Genomic DNA, 16799 nt, shown 5'->3' on the forward strand with positions numbered 1-16799 from the left:
TGGCGCGCTATATACGGGTTTCGCCTTTTCCTGACATGACTGACACCACGCCGACCGCCGATCTCGTTCCGACGCCGAACGACTGCCCGCTGCCACGCAAGCTGGCCGATTTCGCGACCTTCAACGACGCCGTCGATTACGCGGCGCGTAGCGAGAAGGGGCTGAATTTCCACGACATGCGGGGCACGCTGGTGCGCCCCTATCCCTATGCCGAAATGCGCGAGGACGCGCTGGCCATGGCCTATCGCCTGATCGCGAGCGGGGTGGAGAAGGAAGACCGCATCGCCCTGATCGCGGAAACAGGCCCCGATTTCGCCGCCCTGTTCTGCGCCTGCAGCTATGTCGGCGCATGGCCGGTGCCTCTGCCCCTGCCCACCACTTTCGGCGGGCGCGATTCCTATGTCGAGCAATTGTCGAACCAGTTGCAAAGCTCCGATCCGAAAATGCTCATCTATCCGCCGGAAATCGGCGAGATGGCTGCTGCGGCCGCGCAGGCACAGGGATGCGAAGGCATCGACTGGGCAACGCTGGCAATGCGCGACGGACCGGTGGTGGAGCTGCCGCAGGCCAGCCCGGACGACATCTGCTACCTGCAATATTCCAGCGGCTCGACGCGCTTTCCGACCGGAGTCGCGGTCACCCACAAGGCGCTGCTGCACAATCTCTACGGTCACGCCGCATCCATGGCGGTCGGCCCCGGCGACCGTGTGGTCAGCTGGCTGCCGTGGTATCACGACATGGGGCTGGTCGGCTGCTTCCTGTCGCCCATCGCCAACCAGGTCTCGATCGACTATCTCAAGACCGAGCATTTCGCGCGCCGACCGCTCGCGTGGCTGGACCTGATCAGCCGGAACCAGGGCACGACGCTCAGCTATTCGCCGACCTTCGGCTACGACATCTGCGCACGCCGCATTTCCAGCCAGAGCAATGTGGCCGAACGGTTCGACCTGGCGCGCTGGCGCACGGCGGGCAACGGCGCGGACATGATCCGTCCGGACGTGATGCAGCATTTCATCAACGCCTTTGCCGATGCCGGCTTCCGGGCCAGCGCCTTCACGCCGAGCTACGGACTGGCCGAGGCGACGCTGGGCGTCACCGTCATGCCGCCGGGCGAAGGTATCCGCGTGGAACTGGTGGAGGAGGAGCGCCTGTCGGGCAGCCCGCGCAATCTCGACCGCCCGGCCCGCTACCGCGCGATCGTCAATTGCGGCAAGCCGATGCCCGACATGAAGGTCGAGATCAGGGACGAACGCGGCAATGTGCGCGGCGATCACCAGATCGGCACGGTCTGGTGCGCCGGGCCCAGCATCATGCACTCCTATTTCCGCAATCCCGAAGCCACCGCCGAAGCGCTGGTCGACGGATGGCTGGACACCGGGGACATGGGCTACATGGCGGACGGCTATCTCTATATCGTGGGCCGCGCCAAGGACATGATCATCATCAACGGCAAGAACCACTGGCCGCAGGATATCGAATGGGCGGTGGAGCAGCTGCCCGGTTTCAACCACGGCGATATCGCGGCCTTCAGCATCGAGGACGAAGGCGGCGAGGAAGCGCCGGCCGTGCTGGTCCATTGCCGCGTTTCGGAAGAGGAGGAGCGCGTTCGCCTGCGCAATACCATCCGCGAGAAGGTGCAGGCGGTCACCGGCATGAACTGCGTGGTGGAACTGGTGCCGCCCCGCACCCTGCCCCGCACCTCGTCCGGCAAGCTGAGCCGCGCGAAGGCCAAGCGCCTCTACCTTTCGGGCGAGATCGAGCCTTACGAGCTGGCTGCTTGAAAAGCGTGTCTTAGCCCCTTAATACAGTTGTATGCACGGCCCATCCCCGGGCGGTGACGAGGAGGCTGGACAGACGCGCATATGGCGACGAACGAGACGACAACCCAGACGAAGCCCGCATTCGACCTGACACCGCCCGACCCCGTGCCCGACATCGCGCCGGAAAAGGCCGCCGGCCTGGTGCCCGTGTCGGAAGAGGTGAAGGACAAGCTGGCGCAAAAGGTCGAAGGCTTCGTCGCGGATCTCGTCTCGGCCGATGCCAATTCCCCCGAATTCGGGGAAAAGGTCGACCAGCTTACCAATATGGGCCGCAAGGAAATCATGGCGGCGGCCTCGCATTCCAACCGCTTTCTCGACCGGCCCGTGCGCGCGATGGACAAGGATAACGGCGTCGGCGCCGACCTTGCCGAACTGCGCAGCGTGGTGGAACAGCTCGATCCCGGCAAGAAGGGCAAGCTGAGCAAGGGGCGCAAGCTGCTGGGCATCATCCCGTTCGGCAACAAGCTGAACGGCTATTTCCGCAGCTACCAGAGCGCGCAGACCCACATCCAGTCCATCCTGGAGAACCTCGCCAGCGGCAAGGACGAGCTGCTGATGGACAATGCCGCCATCGATGTGGAGCGCAAGAAGCTGTGGGAGGCGATGGGCAATCTGGAACAGATGATCCACATCTCCAAGACGCTGGATACCCGGCTGGAGGAAAAGGCGAGCGAACTCGACGCGGTCGACCCGGCCAAGGCCAAGGCCGTGCGCGAGACCGCGCTGTTCTACGTCCGCCAGCGCACGCAGGATCTGCTCACCCAGATGGCGGTCAGCGTGCAGGGCTATCTGGCGCTGGACTTGGTGAAAAAGAACAATGTCGAGCTGGTGAAGGGTGTCGACCGCGCCAGCACCACCACCGTCGGCGCGCTGCGCACGGCCGTGACGGTGGCCGAGGCGATGACCAACCAGAAACTGGTCCTGGGGCAGATCACCGCGCTTAACGACACGACGGCGGGCATCATCGACAGCACGTCCACCCTGCTGCGCGACCAGACCGGCAAGATCCACGAACAGGCCGCCAGCAGCACCATTCCGCTGGAGACGCTGCAGCGCGCCTTCCAGAACATCTACGACACGATGGACGAGGTCGATTCGTTCAAGCTGCGCGCGCTCGACAGCATGAAGCAGACGGTCGACACCCTGTCGGACGAGGTCGAGCGGTCGAAAGGCTACATCGCCCGGGCCGAAGGGCAGGCGCAGGCATCGCGGCAGGTGGCCACCAGCGACCTGCTGAGCATCGAAGGCTGAGCGCGGAAGGATGAACGACCTCACCCGCAATTCCGACCGGCTGATCCAGGAAGCCCGCATGGTGCGCGACGACAATCGTTCGGGCGGCCGGCACAGGCGTGAGTCCATCGGCCAGGGATCGCGCCGGATAAAGCGCGCGAACTGGGTGAAGCGCATCCGCAACGTGCTGATCGCGGTCTTCGCCATCTGGGTCGCGGGCGGCATCGCCGGGGCGATCCTGAACGGCATCGGTTTCATCGGCGTGATGAGCGTGCTGCTCGCTACCGTCATCGCCATCGCCGTCTTCTCCAGCTTCCCCAAGGTGAAGGTCCCGGGCCGGGCCGACATCAGCGCATCTGCGGCGAAGGGCGATGCGCGCCAGCTGGTCGGCAGGACCGAGCTATGGCTGGAAAGCCAGCGCCCCGCCCTGCCCCCTCCGGCCGCGAAAATCGTGGCCGATATGGGCGTGCAGCTCGACGCGCTGGGCATGCAGCTGGAACGGGTTCCGGCGGACCATCCCGCCACGCGCGAGGTGCGGCAATTGGTGGGCGAGACGCTGCCCGACATGATCGACAGCTATCGCGGCATCCCCGACCACCTGCGGCGCGAGGAGAGGGCCGGGGCCACGCCGGACCGCCAGTTGACCGAGGGACTGGGCAAGATCAGCAAGGAAATCGACCACGTGACCCGGCAACTGGCCGAAGGCTCGCTGGACGACCTTGCCGTGAAACACCGCTATCTGGATTACAAATACGGCGATCCTGCCGATCCCGTCGCTGCGGACCCGGCGAAGGAAGGCTGAGACCATGCGCGTCCCGATCCCCCATTCGCTTCCCAAGGAAGAAGTCCGCCGCCGCCTGCGCGAACGCAGTCATGAACTGGCCGACCATATACCGGGCGGCATGGCCGAGGTCGAAACGGGCTGGCCCAGCGAAGACCGGATGACCCTGTCGGTCGGCGCGATGGGGCAGACCGTGGCCGGTTTCGTGGAAATCGAGGATGCCCGCGTGGTGGTGGACCTGACGCTGCCGGCCGCCCTGTCTTTCTTCGAACCGATCGTGAAGGGCGCCTTGCAACAGAAGGGCCAGAAGCTTCTCGGCCCCGTCTAACATTTGTTAGGCATCACAAAACCTTGGTTTCGTGTGCCGGGTATGGTTGTCGGCACTTCGGGGCTTGCGGCAGGACCGACCTTTCGCCATTGGAGTCCCTGGAGGCCCGGCCAAGGGTCGAAGGGTGCGTGACCATGTCGCGTATTGGCGGAGATTCGACGTAAGCATAGACAGACGAGCTCCGACGCTTCGTTCGCGCCTGAAAGCCGCGACGCGGGCGGAGCATGACCTGCTCGATGCCATGCTGGGCGCTCTCGAGCTGGCCGATTCCGCACAATATCGCACGTTCCTCCAGGTCCAGTACGCAGCGCGCCGCCCGGTCGAAGACTGGCTGGCGACTTACGAAATGTCGATTCCGGTACCGCCTGCCATGTCCCCGCTCATCGCGGCCGACCTCGGCGAATCGGGGGAAACGCTCGCGAACCCGCAAGGCGGCACTGTCCCCGCATTTTATCCTACTGCCGGTGCCGACCCGCTGGGCGCGGCATGGGTCTTGGCCGGATCGTCGCTCGGCAACCGGGCAATGCTCGCCGACCTCGGCAAGCGCGATGCTCTGCCAGCTGCAGTCCGTTTCCTGTCTTCGCCCGACATGGTCGCCTATTTTGCCGAACTGCGACGCGCCATCGAGGTGCCTTGCCCGGATCCTGCGGACGCGAGCGCCGCGATAGCAGGCGCGGCGGCGTGTTTCGGCCACTTCCGCGCCGTGTGCGAGGCCATGCTGCCTGCCCGCATCCGCGAGATGGCAGCATGATCCAGCGCTATCCCAAGGTCGACCTGACCAATTGCGACCGCGAGCCCATCCACCTCATCGGCTGCATCCAGCCATTCGGCGCCCTGCTGGCCTTTGCCGATGACTGGACCGTCAGCCATGCGAGCGCCAATGCCAGTGAAATGCTGGGCAAGGATGGCCCGGTCGCTCTGGGCACCCCGCTCAGCCAGGTCATGACCGAAGAGGTCTTTGCCCGGCTGCGCACCATGTCCGCCTCGATTTCGGGCGATATCGTGGAGCGGATTTTCGGTGTCGACCTGACGGGCAATGGCGAATTGTTCGATGTCGCGGTGCATGACAGCGCATCCACCATCGTCGTCGAATTCGAGCCGCATTCCGATAACGACGTGTCCGGCCCGTCATCCCTGCGCCCGCTGCTTTCCCGCTTCGAGAAGACTGCGAACTTGCAGGACCTGCTGGAGGAAGGCACGCGCCAGGTGCGCGCCATCCTCGGCTATGACCGCGTCATGCTCTACCGCTTCCATCCCGACGGCAGCGGCGAAGTGGTCGCGGAGCAGCGGCATTCCCAGGTCGATTCGTTCCTCGGGCTGCGATACCCCACCTCAGACATTCCGCAGCAGGCCCGCGCCCTTATGGTGCGCAACCGGTTCCGCGTCATCGCCGACATGGAAGCGGAAGAGGTTCCCGTCCTGCCCGAACGATCGGTCGACGGAACCGTGCTGGACCTGTCGATGAGCGTGCTGCGCGCGCATTCGAAGATGCATGTCGAATACATGCGCAACATGAACGTCCGCGCTTCGCTCACGATCTCGCTGGTGATCGACGGGCAGCTGTGGGGCATGTTCTCGTGCCACCACATGACGCCGCGCCTGCCGGGTTTCGACCAGCGCACGATGGCGGAGCTGTTCTCCGAACTGTTCTCGCTTTCGGTAGAGCGGCTGCTCAATGCCGAGGCGCGCGGGGTCCAGACACTGGGTGACGATTTGCGCCAGCGCCTGCTGCGCAGCGTCGCCGATGGCGGCAATCTGAGCGAACAGCTGTTCGCCCTGCGGCAGCCGATCAACAAGGCCATCCCGCATGACGGCATCGCCTATTTCGTGGACGGCGAATACCGGCTGGAAGGGCATGGCCCGAACGAGGAAGAGTTTCGCGCAATCCTGCCCGCGCTCAATGCCAGCAATGGCGGCCGCGTCGTGGTCAGCGAAAACCTGTCAGGCACGTTGCCCGAAGCGGCCGGGTTCGCCCGCAAGGCCGCTGGCGCATTGATGTTGCCCATTTCGCGCACGCCGCGCGATTATTTCATTCTTTGGCGCCGCCCCCTGCCGCAGGTCGTGACCTGGGCGGGCAATCCCGAAAAGGTCCTGATCGAGGAAGAGAAGGGCCTTCGCATCAGCCCGCGCAAGAGCTTTGCCGCGTGGCAGGAAACGGTTGCCAATCGCAGTGCGGATTTCTCCGATGCGGAAATCCGGTTGGCGGAATCGCTGCGCATCGCCCTGCTCGAAGTCGTGCTGAAAATGACCGACGAGGTCGCGGTCGAACGCAAGAAGGCGCAGGAAAAGCACGAATTGCTGATTGCGGAGCTGAACCACCGCGTCCGCAACATCCTGAACCTCATTCGCGGCCTCGTGAACCAGTCGAGCCACGAAACGCGCGACGGCAAGGAACTGGCCGAACTGATCGGCGGGCGGATCGGCGCGCTGGCATCGGCCCATGACAACATCACCCGCGAAAACTGGTCGCCAGCCTCGCTGACCGGCCTGATCGAGAACGAGGCGGAAGCCTATCTCGGTGCGAAGCGGTCGCGTTTCTCCGTCGTCGGTGACGATATGTATGTCACGCCCGAGGCCTACACCGTCATTGCGCTGGTCATCCACGAGATGACGACCAATTCGGCAAAATATGGCAGCCTGTCCGACGGGACCGGAACGCTGACCGTCACCCTGACACGCAATGCGGCCGCCGGCCTGGAAATCGAATGGCGCGAGGCGGGCGGACCGGAAGTCAGGGAACCCACGAGACAGGGGTTCGGCAGCACCATCATCCACCGCTCCATCCCGCACGAGCTGAAAGGCGAAGCGGGCATCACCTACGACCCCGCAGGCGTGGTCGCGCGGTTCGTCATCCCTGCGACCCACCTGCGCGAAGTGCCGGATGATGCTCCCAGCCGGACGGGCGCTGTGACTAAGGTCGAGCCGGGCAGCGTCGTCCAGGAGGCTTCTCAGGATATTCCGGGCGACGTGCTGCTGGTAGAAGACAGCCTTATCATCGCGCTCGACGTTGAAGGCCTGCTGGGCGACCTCGGCGTCGCCAAGGTTCGCGTTGCGTCGTCCGTCGTCCAGGCCCTGGCCATGCTGGACGAGAAAAAGCCCGACTGGGCCATTCTCGACTTCAACCTGGGCGAAACGACCAGCGAACCCGTGGCCGAGAAGCTGGCCGCATCGGGCGTGCCGTTCGTGCTCGCCACCGGTTATGGCGAGATGGCCGACCGATACGGGGAAACCGGTGCCAGCGGCGTGCTGCAGAAGCCTTACGGCAAGGACGAACTGGAGAAGGCTCTCGCCGATTATCGGCCTTGAGCGTTACTTCAGGGGCGCCGCAACCAGGGCGACGCCGTCATCGGGCCAGGCCACCCTGCCCATTCCCGGCGTCCACGCGCACGCACCGGCGAGAACCGTCTCCTCACCGACCGCATATTCCCCTGAAAGCGGGATGATAAGGGCACGTCCGGCCAGGCGCTCGTATTGCTCGGTACCGGGCGCACCGCAAATCCGCTCGAGCCGGAAATGCGGGCCTTCTACCAGCACGGCATCGCCCGTTTCCGGCAATTTGCGAGACCGCCCCGCATCGTAGGGTGCGCGGATCGCGACTTCCAGCGCGGCATCGAGATGCAGCTCGCGCGGGCGGCCGTAATCGTACAGGCGGTAGGTGATGTCGCTGTTCTGCTGCACCTCGATCAGCGACAGTCCCGGCCCGATGGCGTGGATGGTACCTGCCGGCAGGTAGAAGAAATCGCCCGCCGCAACCTCATGCCATGCCAGCAGGCTCTCGATCGATCCGTCGAGCGCGGCGGCCCGCAATTGGCCTTCCGAGACCTCCTGCTGCAGCCCGATGGCCAGTTTCGCGCCCGGCTGTGCATCCAGCACGTACCAGCACTCTTCCTTCCCCCGTTCGCCCGGCGGTGCGTTGCCATCCCCGGGATGGCACTGGACCGAGAGTTTCTCGCTGGTGAAGAGATACTTGACCAGCAACTGCTCCAGTTCGGGCGGAGGCTCGAACCAGATTTCGCCGATCGGGTTGCCGGACGGGTTGGAGAAGGGGTCCGGCAATTCGCGCCGTCCCCACACCTTCTCGACCGTGCGCGTTTTCAGGCGGGCACTCATTTTCCCTTCGCTCCGGCCAACTGGCCGACAGCCTGTGCCCCGTCGGCGCTGGTCACCAGCACCTCGTCGCCGTCGACGACAACGATGACTCCGTCCAGTCCGACGACCGAGATGCGGGGTCCGTCGCTGACGGCCATCACGTTGGAGCATGAGGCAAGTTCGTGCAGCGGCTCTGCAACATTGCCCTGCGCTTCCGCACCGCCTGCCGCGCGCGCCTCGTGCAGGGCCTGCCAGTTTCCGATATCCGACCATCCCATCGACACCGGCACCATGGCGGCCCTGTCCGTGTTTTCCATCACTGCATAATCGACCGATTCCCCGGCGATCCCCTCGAACGGTCCGGCATCCGGGCGGAACGTCGCGCCGTCCGATGCGCCGGCGGCAACCGCCTGCCGCACCGCCTCGGCCATTTCGGGCCGATGGCGCGACAATTCCTCCATGAAGCGCCCGGCCGTGAAGGCGAAAATTCCGCCATTCCAGCTGAAGCGGCCATCGGCGAGGAACTGCTCGGCCCGCGCGCGGTCCGGCTTCTCCACGAAGCGGTCCAGCACGAAGCCGCCCTCCATGGGATCGCCCCGCTGGAGGTATCCGTAGCCCGTTTCGGGACGGTCCGGCGCGATACCGAAGGCCACAAGGCATCCGGACTTCGCGAGATGCGCCGCAGCCTGCGCTCCGGCAACGAAGGCAGGCACGTCGCCGATGTGATGGTCGCTCGGGCAAACGAGCATCACCGCATCATCGGGGAGCCGCGCTGCGGCCAGGGCAATGGCAGGCGCGGTGTTCCGGCCGCACGGTTCGACGATCAGAGACAGGACATCCCCGCCCTGTTCGCGGATATGGCCGACATGCGCTTCCCCGGCGACCACGGTCGGCCCTGCGAAGATGCTTCCATCGGACACCCGGTCCAGCGCCTGTTGGAACAGGGTTCGCTCGCCAAGCAGCGGCAGGAACGGCTTGGGACGCGCCGGCCGGCTCATCGGCCACAGGCGCGTTCCGCCGCCTCCGCACAGGATCACGGGATGGATCAGTTCGCTCATGCCTCAGGCCCTTATCATCGGAATACTGAGATTCCATGACCGGCAACGCTCCGGTTTCGTCAATTGAAGAACCTCTGCTGGTAACCGAAGACAGAGGCCATCGGCTCGCCGTTCTGGTCCCGCGCCGGCTCGAAGCGGATATATTGCGGGGCCAGCCGGCACAGGGCCGCATCCGTTTCCGGGAAGCCGCTCGATTCCCGGATGCGGCATCCGGTCACGCGGCCTTCAGCCGAGACGTTGAGGATTGCGACGGCCCGCCTGCCCACCCGCGCTTCCCGGCCGCCGGGGGGAATGGGGAACAGGGAGGAATCCGAAATGCTTTCCACCAGGCGGGGCGGGGCCACCTGGACCGGGGGGCCGCCCTGCCCTCCGCCGCCTTGGCCGCTGCCCGTGCCATCGCCTGAGCCTCCTGCACCCGTGCCCGAACCGCTGTCTGCCGCCCCGCTGTTCACCGCGCTGCCGGTGGAGGTGGCGCGCGGTGCAGGCGGATCCTCGCGCACGCGGATACGCGGGGTGGGTGTGGCGGTGTCGCGCGGCACAGCTTCGCGCCCCGGATCGCCCTGCGCGCCTTCATCGGGTTCGGGCCGGGGTTCTGGCGGCGGGGGAGGCTCTTCCTCGGGCGGCGCGGTGATTGTCACGGTGAAGGCCTCGGTCACCGACTGCTCCACCCCGGCCGTGAAATCGGGCGCCAGCGCACGGATGAGGCCGTAGAAAATGGCGACATGCAGCAGGGCGATGGCGATCAGCACGGGGACGCGCGGCCTCCGTTTCCTGCTGACGAAATTTTCGCCCTCGGCCATTGTCGCAAATCCCCTCGTCTATGCCGCGCCAATATATCTTGTGACTCTAAACCGGAGGCCGTGCCGCCCGCAAACCCTCTTCGCTCTCTACAATTACCGCGAAGGGGCGAAATATGCAGGAAAACCGGGTGCAAGACAGGGGCTGGGCCAAAGAAAGAGCCGACCCTCCGTTCACGATACGCGCGACGCTCACCGCGCTGGCATGGGGCGTCCTGTTCGGCTGCCTTGCCTATGCCAGTATCGAGACATCGCGCGGCAGCGGGCGGATTGCGGCGGTCTGGGTGCCTAACGCCTTCGCCATCGCATACCTCCTGCGCCGGAAAAGATCGCTGGAGCCGCTACTCTATGCCTGCCTGTTTGCGGGGAACATCGCGGCCAATCTGGCAGTGGGCGATACGCTGGCAAAGGGGCTGGCGCTGTCGAGTGCCAATTCGATCGAGATATTCCTGGCGGTGACGCTGGTGCGCCGACTTTGCGGTCCGACTGCGGATATGCGCGACATCCGCGCCCTGATCATGGTCGCCCTGTTGGCGGGAACGCTGGCACCGCTCGCCAGCGCGCTGGTTGCGACTGCGGCACTTTTCGCCGACGGCGCCGCGCCTGTGGCAGGGTTCCTGAAATGGTGGCTGACCGATGCGCTGGGCATCGTGATCCTGACCCCCTGCCTGCTGGTCATCGCCGACAGCCTGTCCCGCGCGCGCTGGCCCGATGAGCAGGAGCGGCGCGACTGGCTGCTGCTGACGACGCTGGGCACGGGCGCGACGGTCGCGGTGTTTGCGCAGAACGGCTATCCGCTGCTGTTTCTGGTGCCGCCCGTTATCGTGCTCTACGCCTTCAGGCTGGGCAATCTGGGCACCGCGTTCTCGACCATCAAGGTCTCGGTCATCGCCACGGTATTCACCTGGAACGGGCAGGGCCCCATCACGCTGGTCGATGGCGGGCTGACCGAGCAGCTGATCGTCCTGCAGGCCTTCATCGCGTCCGCTTTCCTGATCGGCCTGCCGGTGGCCGCCGTGCTGCACGGGCGCCGCCAGATGACCGAAGCCCTAGCCGCCCGGCGCGAGGAGCTGGACCTGCTGACCAGCAATATCAGCGATGCCATCCTGCGCTTCGATGCGGACGGCATCTGCACCTATGTGTCCCCGTCGGTGGCCGATGTCCTGGGTGTGGGACCGGAGGCGTTCCTCGGTCACAAGACCACCGACCGGATGCATGACGAGGCGCGCGAGACGATCCTTGCGGCCAACGAGCGGCTGATGTCCGGCCAGTCGGCCAAGGAGCGCTTTACCTATCGCCGGCTGATCGACGACGAGAATGGCAGCCCCGTCTTCATCGAGGCGGATTGCGTGGTCGCGAAGAACCCTGTGACCGGCAGCCACGAAGGCATCCTGTTTTCCGCCCGCGACGTGACCGACCGGGTCATCCTGGAGCGGCAACTGGTTCGTGCGCGTCGCCACGCGGAAAACGCCGCCCGCGCGAAATCGGAATTTCTCGCCAATATGAGCCACGAGATCCGCACCCCCATGAACGGCGTGCTCGGCTTTGCCGAATTGCTGCGCAAGGCGGACCTGCAGGAGGAGGAACGGCGCTATGCGAACCTGATTTACGAATCCGGACGGTCGATGATGCTGCTGCTGAACGACATCCTCGACATTTCGAAGATCGAGGCCGGCCAGATCGTCATCACGCCGGAGAATGTCGACGTGTCGCACCTGCTGCAGGGCTGTGTCCGGCTGCACGCGGCGCATGCCCAGCAAAAGGATATCGCACTGTCCGCCTCGGTCGAACCGGGCCTGCCGCCGGAAATCCTGATCGACCAGTTGCGCCTGCGGCAGATCATCCTGAACCTGATCGGCAATGCGGTGAAATTCACGGAAACGGGGCGCATTTCCGTGACCGCGAGGGCGGCGAAAAGCGAACTGGTCGTCGCGGTCAAGGATACCGGCATCGGTATCTCGCGCGAACGGCTGGACGATATTTTCAACCCGTTCCAGCAGGCGGATGGCAAAACCTCCCGCAAATATGGCGGAACCGGCCTCGGCCTTTCGATCTCGCGCCAACTGGCAGAGTTGCTCGGCGGCACGCTGAGCTGTTCGAGCACGCCGGGTGCAGGCTCCTGCTTCACCTTGCGCGTACCGCTGATCTGCGCGCGCGAACGCAGCATCGCCCGGCCCGAGGACGCTGCCCCCTCGCCCGAGCCGATCCTGCGCCGGGATGCGCGCATCCTCCTGGCAGAGGATCACGACGTCAATCGCCTGCTCGTGGGCGCCATGCTGGAGCGATGCGGGCTCACCCCTGACATTGCCGTGGACGGCGCGCAGGCGGTCGAGAAGGTGCTGGCGGCCCGGGCCGGGGGCGCGCCTTACGACCTGGTGCTGATGGACGTGCAGATGCCGGGCATGGACGGATACGCCGCGACCCGGCGGATCAGGGCGGACGGGATCGACGGGGCCGCGCTTCCCATCATCGCGCTGACGGCGAATGCCTTTCCCGAGGATATCGCCGCCTCGCAGCAGGCCGGAATGCAGTCGCATCTCGCGAAACCGCTGGTTTTCGGCGAATTGCTGAAAGCCCTGCACCGGTGGCTGCCTGCATCGGCCGACGAGGCAGGGGCCACGCTTTCCTTCGCGCCCCGCCCCTCCCCCGTGGCCGAAAGCGCGCGGGAGAGATGGCTGGAGAGGCGACGCGAGGCGGTCGAGGCGGTACGCGCGCTGGTGGCGCAGGACCGAATGGACGACCGCGCTCGGGAAGACCTGGCGCGGATCGTGCACAAGCTGGCAGGAACGGCAGGGATGTTCGGCGAGGACGAACTGGGACAGCACGCGGGCGCGCTGGAGCGGGCCCTGAAATCGAACGAGCCCGTCGCCGCCAGTCGCCAGATCGCCCGGCAATTGCTGCAGGCGGCATGAGGAAACGCAAACGGCGGCCCTTCCATGGAGGAAGGGCCGCCGCCTGTGCGATCCCGCGGGATCGCCGTGTCAGGTTCGATCAGAACTCGTAGCGAACGCCGACCTGGATGCGCCAGATCGAGCTGGTCGTGCCGACGAATTCGGTATCGTCCGGGTTGAAGCCCGAGATGATGTACCGGCCCTGGTCGTCCACGCCGCCATCGACGAGGTCCACGAAGTCACCGCGCGAAGCGATGATGTTCGCCCCGTCATCGATGAAGTTCAGGAAGTTGTCGAAGTCCGCGAACAGCTCGAGCCGGTCGTTGGCGATCCCGGTGAAGGATCCGATGAACGGAACTTCCTGGCTCAGGCGCAGGTCGAGGTCGTAGTTCCAGTCGTTACGGCAGGAATTACGGGCGATCGACTGACCGGCGGTGAAGCTGCACTGCTCACCTACTTCGCTGGTGTTCAGGTAGTTCAGCAGGTCGGCCACGGCACCGGCATCCGACAGGGGCGACACGTTCGGGTCGTTCACACCGGTCGGGATGTAGAGAACCGCGTTGTCGCTGCCCGACGAGCTGTCGTTGAACACGCCGCCACCGTCGAAGGTCAGGCTGTAGGGCCGGCCTTCATACGCACGGAAGAAGATGCCCAGCGAGGTGTCGTAGCCGTCGATGAACTGCTCGCGCAGGTTGAGGGCGGCGGAGAAATTGTGCCGCGTCTCGTAGTTCGACGTCGAGATCGCCGGGTTCTGGCGGTCGAAGGCTGCCGTCACGTCGTAGGACGAGGTTGCAGTCGACGAACCGACATTCCGGTTGTTGTTGGAGTCGGTGAAGGCGTAGCCCAGGCGGAAGTTCACATTGCCGCCATCGGTGATGATGCCGCCATTGAAGTTCTTCGCAAGGCTGATCGAGGCGACGTGGCTGTCATAGGACGGGCCGTTGGTCAGCTGGATCTCGTCGTCCCGGCCGGTCGCGAAACAGGCAGGCGTGACGTTGTTGTACACCGGCGGGGTGCCGCCCGAACCGACCAGGGTCGCACCGCAGCCAGCGGCCGTCGGGTCGATTGCAGCGTAGATCGGACGACCGTCGACGGTGAAACCGCCATTGGTGCGAATGTCCGGGGTCTGCGCCAGGTCGACGAAGTTCAGCGTGTCGCGGAACCGCGAGTAGATGTAGTCGAGGTTCAGGCGCCAGCCGCTGAAGAAGCCGGTCGGCGTACCGAAATCGGTCGTGAAGCTTGCGTTGAAGCGCGACACGGTGGGCACGTCGAAATCCGGATCGGTCGACTGGGTGTCCGAAAGGCCGGCAGCCGCTTCGGCAGACGCCGCGATACGGGCGCATTCCGGGAAGCCGGTGAACTGGCCGTTCTCGACAACGGTGATCGAACCGTCGGTATTGGTGATCGCGTCGCACGGACCGAACGTGTCTTCCTGGCCGGTCGAGAAACCGTTGTTGGAGAACGCGTTGGAGAAGTACACGATCGGGTCGCCGCCGGAGAACTTGCCGTAACCCGCGGTGAAGCGGCTGTTCGAGAAGAACCCGTCATTGTCGAATTCGTAAGTGGCCGACAGGCGCGGCAGCAGCACGGTGTCGAGCTTGCTGAACGCATTGGCGTTGGTGAAGCCGTAACGGGCAGCGAACTGCGGGTTGGGACGCGGGGCGTCGCCGTCATACAGCTGGGCACGAAGGCCGGCGGTGATCGAAAGCTGGCTGGTCGCCTGCCATTCGTCCTGGGCGTAGAACGACCAGATGGTACGGCCGAAAGTAGCCGCCGCTTCGTTGATGTCGCCGCTCGGCGTGGCCGAGATGTCGCCGCCGCCAAGAGCGCCGCCGGCAACCGCATCGGCGCCGCCGCCGAACACGCTGGAGAAGGCACCCGGAGCAACGCGGCCAGCCGCGAAATCGTCCAGACTGCGGAAGAACAGCGTACCGGTCGCGTTGATGGCGAACAGGTTGAAGACCTCCAGGTCGTTCACCTCTGCGCCGATCTTGAACAGGTGATCGCCGCCGTCGATGTTCATCTGGAACTTGGCCTGGTCGACCTTCGTGTTCAGCGCGTTGGCCGAACGGAAGATGCCCGGACCGGTGCTGAGCAGGCCGTTCTGGCCGCCCGGGATGAGGCCGCTGGTTTCGTTGGGAACCAGAACCGACAGGCGCACGGTCGGGTTGTCCGACTGCGCTTCACCGAAACCGACCGGGCCCTGGACGTCGGCCACTTCCGAACGGCTGACGCGGATCTCGGTCGAGATCATGTCGGACCAGTCGGAGTAGAGACGTGCGGAGTAGTAGTCGGAGACCGTGCCTTCGTCCTCGAACGAGTTGAGGCCGGTCAGTTCCTGGCCACCGGTGTCGGATTCGACATTGGTTTCTTCGAGGCGCTGATACGTGCCTTCGAGACGGTGATCGTCGGTGATGTAGGCATCGACGCGGCCGAAATAGCGCACGCTCGATTCCGGCAGGGTCACAGGGTAGCCGCCGACATCCTGGCCGTACACATCGTTAGCAATCTGCGCGAAACGGTCGAACTGGGCCTGAGTCACGAAGTCTGCTTCGTTGGCGAATCCGCCGCCGAAGGGACCGAATTCGTTGGCGTTGCCAAGATCGGTTTCCTCGTAACCGGCATAGAAGAACAGGCGATCCTTCACGATCGGGCCGCCGAGCGTGGCGCCCCAGCGCTTTTCCTCGAACGGCGAAGCGATGTTGTCGACGCCTTCCAGCGAGTCGCCGCGCAGGTCGTCATTGCGGAATGTGAAGAAGGCCGAGCCGTGGAATTCGTTCTGGCCGGACTTGGTCACGACGTTGACGAGACAGCCGGTGAAGTCGGAATATTCGACGTCGAACGGTGCGAATTCGACCGAGGTTTCGCGGATCACGTCGAACGGCAGCGGCAGGGCGTTACGCGCTGCGAACGGCGTGCCGTTGAGGCCGAAGACGTCGGCCTGGACGATGCCGTCGACGGTGAAGGTGTTCGAACGGTCGTTGCCGCCGAGGCACGAGATACGGTCGACTTCGTTGGCGCGCTCGAGGCTGACGCGCGGGTCGAGGCGGATGATGTCGCGCACGTCGCGGGTCAGCGACGGGAATGCTTCCAGCGTGGCTTCGCCGAAGGCCGTGCCCGGTCCGACGGCAAGCTGTTGCACGCCGGCGCGCTGCGCGGTGACGACGATGACATCGGCATTGTTCGCGGCAGATGCAGCGGTCAGTTCGAAGTCGTAGGACGTGTTGCCCGAAATCGTGATGAACTGGTCTTCGACCGACTGGCCTTCGAAGCCTGCCGCCGTGGCGGTCACGGTGTAGGGGCCGCCCGGGACGAGCGAACCGGCGCGGAACGAACCGTCGGTGTCGGTGCGCAGCGTGCTGACCTGGCCAGTACGGGTATCGGTGACGACCACAGTCGCACCCGAAAGCGGAACGCCGTCGGCGCCGGAAACGGTGCCTTCGATGCCGGAGGTAATCTGCTGCGCCGCAAGCGGGGCAGGCATGGCGACAGCGGTGCCGATCGTGGCGACGCTGGCAGCGAGGAGATATTTGATCTTCATGGGGACGTTCCTTCTCGGAATGTTCGCTTTGTGGTCAAAATGTGTGGGTCGAAGAATTTCGATTGCGGGCGGCGCACGATCCCTTGCACGCGGCTCGCCGCCCCCTAGCGCGCCTGATTGTTGCGGCAATATTACACTGCGACAGCGCAGTCACAGCTTCTCGCGGCCATCGGCTCGAAACCCTGCTTTTCGTAAGGGAAATCGGCTGTTGCTGCATTGCAACATCCCGGGAAAACCGCGAAACTGTCATTTTGACCGCGAAAG

General features: G+C 65.0%; 11 protein-coding genes. 7 read left to right on the forward strand and 4 right to left on the reverse strand.

What is annotated here, in order from left to right; all coding sequences use genetic code 11:
- Window positions 1-35: 35 nt before the first annotated feature.
- The 6 genes from ACGHJ7_RS08275 (at window position 36) to ACGHJ7_RS08300 (ending at window position 7465) form a co-directional block, all read left to right on the forward strand.
- Window positions 36-1781 (forward strand): fatty acyl-AMP ligase, encoded by a 1746-nt coding sequence (locus ACGHJ7_RS08275; protein ID WP_390476260.1) that lies wholly within the window; start codon window positions 36-38, stop codon window positions 1779-1781.
- An 81-nt stretch (window positions 1782-1862) separates the two neighbouring features.
- Window positions 1863-3071: a toxic anion resistance protein gene (locus tag ACGHJ7_RS08280; RefSeq protein ID WP_390476262.1), complete on the forward strand. Its 1209-nt coding sequence runs from the start codon at window positions 1863-1865 to the stop codon at window positions 3069-3071.
- Window positions 3072-3081: 10 nt separating this feature from the next.
- A complete protein-coding gene (locus tag ACGHJ7_RS08285; RefSeq protein WP_390476264.1) occupies window positions 3082-3852 on the forward strand; it encodes a hypothetical protein in 771 nt (256 codons plus the stop codon).
- Between the two features lie 4 nt (window positions 3853-3856).
- The gene (locus ACGHJ7_RS08290) at window positions 3857-4159 is read left to right on the forward strand and encodes a polyhydroxyalkanoic acid system family protein (RefSeq protein WP_390476266.1); all 303 of its coding nucleotides are present in this window, start codon (window positions 3857-3859) and stop codon (window positions 4157-4159) included.
- A gap of 241 nt (window positions 4160-4400) precedes the next feature.
- The gene (locus ACGHJ7_RS08295; protein ID WP_390476267.1) at window positions 4401-4910 is read left to right on the forward strand and encodes a hypothetical protein; all 510 of its coding nucleotides are present in this window, start codon (window positions 4401-4403) and stop codon (window positions 4908-4910) included.
- Complete coding sequence (locus ACGHJ7_RS08300) at window positions 4907-7465, forward strand: HWE histidine kinase domain-containing protein (protein WP_390476268.1); 2559 nt, start codon at window positions 4907-4909, stop codon at window positions 7463-7465. Before ACGHJ7_RS08295 ends, ACGHJ7_RS08300 begins: the two co-directional genes overlap by 4 nt.
- Before the next feature lie 3 nt (window positions 7466-7468).
- Here ACGHJ7_RS08300 and ACGHJ7_RS08305 read toward each other — a convergent pair whose 3' ends face one another.
- From ACGHJ7_RS08305 to ACGHJ7_RS08315, 3 genes are read right to left on the reverse strand one after another with little or no spacing between them, the layout of a single operon-like run.
- Window positions 7469-8269 carry a class I mannose-6-phosphate isomerase gene (locus tag ACGHJ7_RS08305; protein WP_390476270.1) on the reverse strand — a complete coding sequence of 267 codons (801 nt, stop codon included), beginning with the start codon at window positions 8267-8269 and terminating at the stop codon, window positions 7469-7471.
- Window positions 8266-9306, reverse strand: coding sequence for a mannose-1-phosphate guanylyltransferase (locus ACGHJ7_RS08310; RefSeq protein ID WP_390476272.1), 1041 nt, complete (start codon window positions 9304-9306; stop codon window positions 8266-8268). The genes ACGHJ7_RS08305 and ACGHJ7_RS08310 overlap by 4 nt, the downstream gene beginning before the upstream one ends.
- Window positions 9307-9365: 59 nt before the next feature.
- Window positions 9366-10106, reverse strand: a complete 741-nt coding sequence (locus ACGHJ7_RS08315) for an energy transducer TonB (RefSeq protein WP_390476274.1) — start codon at window positions 10104-10106, stop codon at window positions 9366-9368.
- 128 nt (window positions 10107-10234) lie between these two features.
- On the opposite strand from ACGHJ7_RS08315, the gene ACGHJ7_RS08320 reads away from it, so the two are divergent.
- Complete coding sequence (locus ACGHJ7_RS08320) at window positions 10235-13015, forward strand: ATP-binding protein (protein WP_390476276.1); 2781 nt, start codon at window positions 10235-10237, stop codon at window positions 13013-13015.
- A 79-nt stretch (window positions 13016-13094) separates the two neighbouring features.
- On the opposite strand, the gene ACGHJ7_RS08325 is transcribed toward ACGHJ7_RS08320, so the two are convergent.
- A complete protein-coding gene (locus ACGHJ7_RS08325; protein ID WP_390476278.1) occupies window positions 13095-16535 on the reverse strand; it encodes a carboxypeptidase regulatory-like domain-containing protein in 3441 nt (1146 codons plus the stop codon).
- Window positions 16536-16799: the final 264 nt, after the last annotated feature.

The organism is Altererythrobacter sp. MTPC7 (assembly GCF_042851395.1).
Classification (GTDB): domain Bacteria; phylum Pseudomonadota; class Alphaproteobacteria; order Sphingomonadales; family Sphingomonadaceae; genus CAJXSN01.

Excerpts from the sequence above, each read along its gene's own strand:
- ACGHJ7_RS08275 (WP_390476260.1), top strand. The coding sequence starts at position 36 with ATGACTGACACCACGCCGACCGCCGATCTCGTTCCGACGCCGAACGAC.
- ACGHJ7_RS08280 (WP_390476262.1), top strand. The coding sequence starts at position 1,863 with ATGGCGACGAACGAGACGACAACCCAGACGAAGCCCGCATTCGACCTG.
- ACGHJ7_RS08285 (WP_390476264.1), top strand. The coding sequence starts at position 3,082 with ATGAACGACCTCACCCGCAATTCCGACCGGCTGATCCAGGAAGCCCGC.
- ACGHJ7_RS08290 (WP_390476266.1), top strand. The coding sequence starts at position 3,857 with ATGCGCGTCCCGATCCCCCATTCGCTTCCCAAGGAAGAAGTCCGCCGC.
- ACGHJ7_RS08295 (WP_390476267.1), top strand. The coding sequence starts at position 4,401 with ATGCTGGGCGCTCTCGAGCTGGCCGATTCCGCACAATATCGCACGTTC.
- ACGHJ7_RS08300 (WP_390476268.1), top strand. The coding sequence starts at position 4,907 with ATGATCCAGCGCTATCCCAAGGTCGACCTGACCAATTGCGACCGCGAG.
- ACGHJ7_RS08305 (WP_390476270.1), bottom strand. The coding sequence starts at position 8,269 with ATGAGTGCCCGCCTGAAAACGCGCACGGTCGAGAAGGTGTGGGGACGG.
- ACGHJ7_RS08310 (WP_390476272.1), bottom strand. The coding sequence starts at position 9,306 with ATGAGCGAACTGATCCATCCCGTGATCCTGTGCGGAGGCGGCGGAACG.
- ACGHJ7_RS08315 (WP_390476274.1), bottom strand. The coding sequence starts at position 10,106 with ATGGCCGAGGGCGAAAATTTCGTCAGCAGGAAACGGAGGCCGCGCGTC.
- ACGHJ7_RS08325 (WP_390476278.1), bottom strand. The coding sequence starts at position 16,535 with ATGAAGATCAAATATCTCCTCGCTGCCAGCGTCGCCACGATCGGCACC.